The following is a 3,313-nucleotide window of genomic DNA, read 5'->3' as shown; positions in this document are numbered from 1 at the left end:
TTGCACGCGGTGCCGCTATCGTCATCCTATCCGACGCGCTGGAACGCGGCGATCATGCCGAGTTGGAGACAGCCATGCGGCGGCTGAGCGCCCGCGCCTTCCGGCTGTCGCTGGCCACACCTTTGGCCGGCGACCCGCGCTTCCGGCCGGCAACGGCGGCACTTCGCGCCATCCTGCCTGACCTCGACGATCTCGTCGACGGCTCGTCGCTTGCCGGTCTCACCGATTTCATCCTGTCGCTCGCCCGCCCTGCTCCGGCGGCGGCGACAATCTGGAAGAGGGTTTCATGATGCAGAAAACCATCGACGCACATTTTCACATCTGGCGCCAACAGGATCAGCCATGGCTGGTCGGACCGATGGTGCCGCGCATCTTCGGCCCCTACGAACCGATCCGGCGCGACTATCCGATCGAGGAATTTCTCGAAGACCAGAGGGATTCAGGCGTCGAGAAGGCCGTCTACGTCCAGACCAACTGGGCCAAGGAGGATTTCGAGAAGGAAGTCGCTTTCCTGCAGAAGACGTCCGACGAAACCGGCTGGCCGCATGCCATCGTCGGCTACACCGACATGACCGTCGACGATATCAGGCCTCAGATCGATCGCTTGATGAAATACAAGCTGCTGCGCGGCCTGCGCATGCAGTTGCACTGGCACGAGACCCCGGCCTTCCGCTTCGCCGCCTCCGCCGATCAGGTGATCGACCCGAAAGTGCGCGCCAATGTGGCGCGGCTCAAGGATTATGGCCTGTCCTTCGACCTGCAGCTCTTCCCCGCCCAGATGAAGGACGGCCTGACGCTGGTCGGCGAGAACCCCGAAACGAATTTCATCCTCACCCATGCAGGCATGCTGACCGGCATGGAACCGGAAACCACCGAGGCCTGGAAGGCAGGCCTGCAAACGCTGTCGGCGGCGCCCAATCTTTACGCCAAGCTGTCGGGCCTCGGCACCTTCGTCCACCGCAACGATCCCCTGCTGATCGCCTATGTCGTAGACAACGCGATCGATATCCTGGGCGCCGACCATCTGATGTTCGGCTCGAACTTCCCGATCGAGAAGCTGTGGACCAGCCACGCTGAGCTGATCAAGGCGCACCGCGACGCGGTGGCCAAGCATGGTGCGGTGGCCGAGGCGGATATCTTCTGGAACACGGCGGAGAAGGTTTACCGGCCGGTGTGACGCCTCACTTCACCTCGAACTGCGGATCGACTGGAATCTGCATCGCCGTCACCAGATGGTTGGTCTGGCCGGCGAGCCCGATGATCGACACCAGTTCGCCATGCTGCGCATCGGTCATGCCCTTGGCGCGGGCTGCCGCCGTGTGCGAGTGGACGCAGTAGGAGCAGCCATTGGCGGTCGACACCGCGATGTAGATCATCTCCTTGGTCAGCGGATCGATGGCGCTGTCGGCGACCATCACCACCTTCAACTGTTCCCAGATCCGCTTCAGCGCCGGAGGATCATTGGCCAGCCCGCGCCAGAAATTGTTGACGAAATCAGATTTGCGCGTCGCGCGGATGTCTTCGAACACGGCTTTCACGGCGGGAATCTTTTCGACCTCGGCATCGCTGAGGAGTTTTGTGGTGGCCATGGGGTTTTTCCTTCGTTGGATCGTTGCGTGAATTGAATCAGGTCTTGAGCAATTGCGGCCAATCCACTCGTCCGATTCACTTTTCCAGCGCCGGCGTCTAGATTCAGGTCAGGCCGAGTCGAAAATGGTGGGTTCCGAGAACCGGAGCGGAGCGTACTTTTCGTACGTGAGAACCGGAAGCGCAGGAAACCGCCATTTGCAGGCCGGCCTCACCTGAATCTAATGCACGGCCGCGTACATGATCTTCTCCTCCGTGGCCTCCGCCGGCGAAAACTCCTCGACGATGCGGCCCTGGCGGCAGACCAGGATGCGGTCGGACAGGTTCATGATCTCCGGCAGGTAGGACGAGATGACGACGACGGCCAGCCCCTCATCGGCCAGCCGGTTGATGATCTGGTGGATCTCGGCGATCGCGCCGACATCGACGCCACGTGTCGGCTCGTCGAAGATGACGATGCGCGGCTTCTGCACCAGCCCCTTGCCGATCACCACCTTCTGCTGGTTGCCGCCTGACAGCTCGACGACGCGCGCATTGTCGTTGATTGCCTTGATGTTCAGCGTCTTCGTCCATTCGGCCGAGAGCGCGCGCATCTCCTGCGTGTTGATCACCCAGGCCTTTTCGCGGCCCGCCGCCAGCAGTCCGCCGAACAGGTTTTCGGCAATGCCCATCGTCTCGAAGATGCCTTCGCTCTTGCGGTCCTCGGTGACATAGACGATGCCGTCGGCCACCGCTTCGCTCGGCACGAGATAGCGCACCGGTCTGTCATCGAGTTCAATCGCGCCCCCGCGCAGGAAATCCCGTTTGTAGATGCCTGAGACGATCTTGAATGTCTCGGTGCGGCCGGAGCCGATCAGCCCAAACACGCCGGTGATCTGGCCCTCGAAGATCGAAAAAGAGGTGTTGCGCACGACATTGCTCATCGAAATGTCCTGCACCGACAGCACTTTCTTGCCCGCCTTGCGCAGCTTCGCTTCGTCGCGCTGGCGGTAGATCTGTCCCGATAGCGTGCGCCCGACCATGGCGGAAACGATCCTGTCGCGGTCGAAGGCGGATGTGTCGTCGGTAATGACCAGCTCGCCGTCGCGCAGGATGGTGATGCGGTCGGCGATATCGAGCGCCTCTTCCAGCGCATGGCTGATGAAGACGATCGAGACGCCGCCCGCCTTCAGCCGGCGGATCAGCGCGAAGAAGTGCCGCTTCTCCTCCGGCGTCAGCGTCGCCGTCGGCTCGTCGAAGATGATGATCTCGGCATTGTGGTGGACGGCGCGCGCGATCTCGACCATCTGCCGCTTGGCGGCGCCCAACGTTGCCACCATGGCGTTGGGGTCGACCGGAAAATTCAGCGACTGCAGGAACTGCTGCGCTGAAATGTAGGTGCCGCGCAGCCGGTTGAGGAACTTTTCGGTGCCGAGATAAAGGTTCTGCGCCACCGTCATCGACGGCACCAGGCTGGTCTCCTGGAACACCATGGCGATGCCGGCTTCAAGCGCTGCGTGCGGCGAGGCGTAGGCGATCTCTTGCCCATTGTGGAACATCTTGCCCGAAGTGGCATCGACCACACCGGCGATGATCTTGGTCAGCGTCGATTTGCCCGCGCCGTTCTCGCCGAGCAGCGCATGGATCTCGCCCTTGCGCAATTCGAAGCTGACGTTCTTCACCGCAGGCACGCCACGATAATTCTTGGTGACGTTTTCCAGCCGAACGATCGGTTCCATCAAAAACC

General features: G+C 61.7%; 4 protein-coding genes. 2 read left to right on the top strand and 2 right to left on the bottom strand.

The annotated features are described in order from the left end of the window. Both ENZ74_RS26345 and ENZ74_RS26340 read left to right on the top strand, forming a co-directional pair. Window positions 1–290, top strand: a 290-nt coding sequence (locus ENZ74_RS26345; RefSeq protein WP_127313088.1) for a VWA domain-containing protein, incomplete at its 5' end; no start/stop codon positions are given. Next, on the top strand, window positions 290–1,177 hold the full coding sequence (locus ENZ74_RS26340) for an amidohydrolase (RefSeq protein WP_063170273.1): 888 nt from the start codon (window positions 290–292) through the stop codon (window positions 1,175–1,177). The genes ENZ74_RS26345 and ENZ74_RS26340, both read left to right, overlap by 1 nt. 4 nt (window positions 1,178–1,181) lie before the next feature. Here the strand turns inward: ENZ74_RS26340 and ENZ74_RS26335 are convergent, their stop codons facing one another. Then, window positions 1,182–1,589 (bottom strand): carboxymuconolactone decarboxylase family protein, encoded by a 408-nt coding sequence (locus tag ENZ74_RS26335; protein WP_063168528.1) that lies wholly within the window; start codon window positions 1,587–1,589, stop codon window positions 1,182–1,184. Between the two features lie 219 nt (window positions 1,590–1,808). Continuing rightward, window positions 1,809–3,305, bottom strand: a complete 1,497-nt coding sequence (locus tag ENZ74_RS26330; RefSeq protein WP_063168529.1) for a sugar ABC transporter ATP-binding protein — start codon at window positions 3,303–3,305, stop codon at window positions 1,809–1,811. Window positions 3,306–3,313: the final 8 nt, after the last annotated feature.

The sequence above is a fragment of the Mesorhizobium sp. M7A.F.Ca.CA.002.15.2.1 genome (assembly GCF_003998715.1).
GTDB lineage: Bacteria > Pseudomonadota > Alphaproteobacteria > Rhizobiales > Rhizobiaceae > Mesorhizobium > Mesorhizobium ciceri.
This window is presented reverse-complemented; position numbering and strand designations above follow the sequence as displayed.

Bases quoted from the DNA above. Each gene is read 5' to 3' on its own strand.
- ENZ74_RS26340 (WP_063170273.1), top strand. From the start codon at position 290: ATGCAGAAAACCATCGACGCACATTTTCACATCTGGCGCCAACAGGAT.
- ENZ74_RS26335 (WP_063168528.1), bottom strand. From the start codon at position 1,589: ATGGCCACCACAAAACTCCTCAGCGATGCCGAGGTCGAAAAGATTCCC.
- ENZ74_RS26330 (WP_063168529.1), bottom strand. From the start codon at position 3,305: ATGGAACCGATCGTTCGGCTGGAAAACGTCACCAAGAATTATCGTGGC.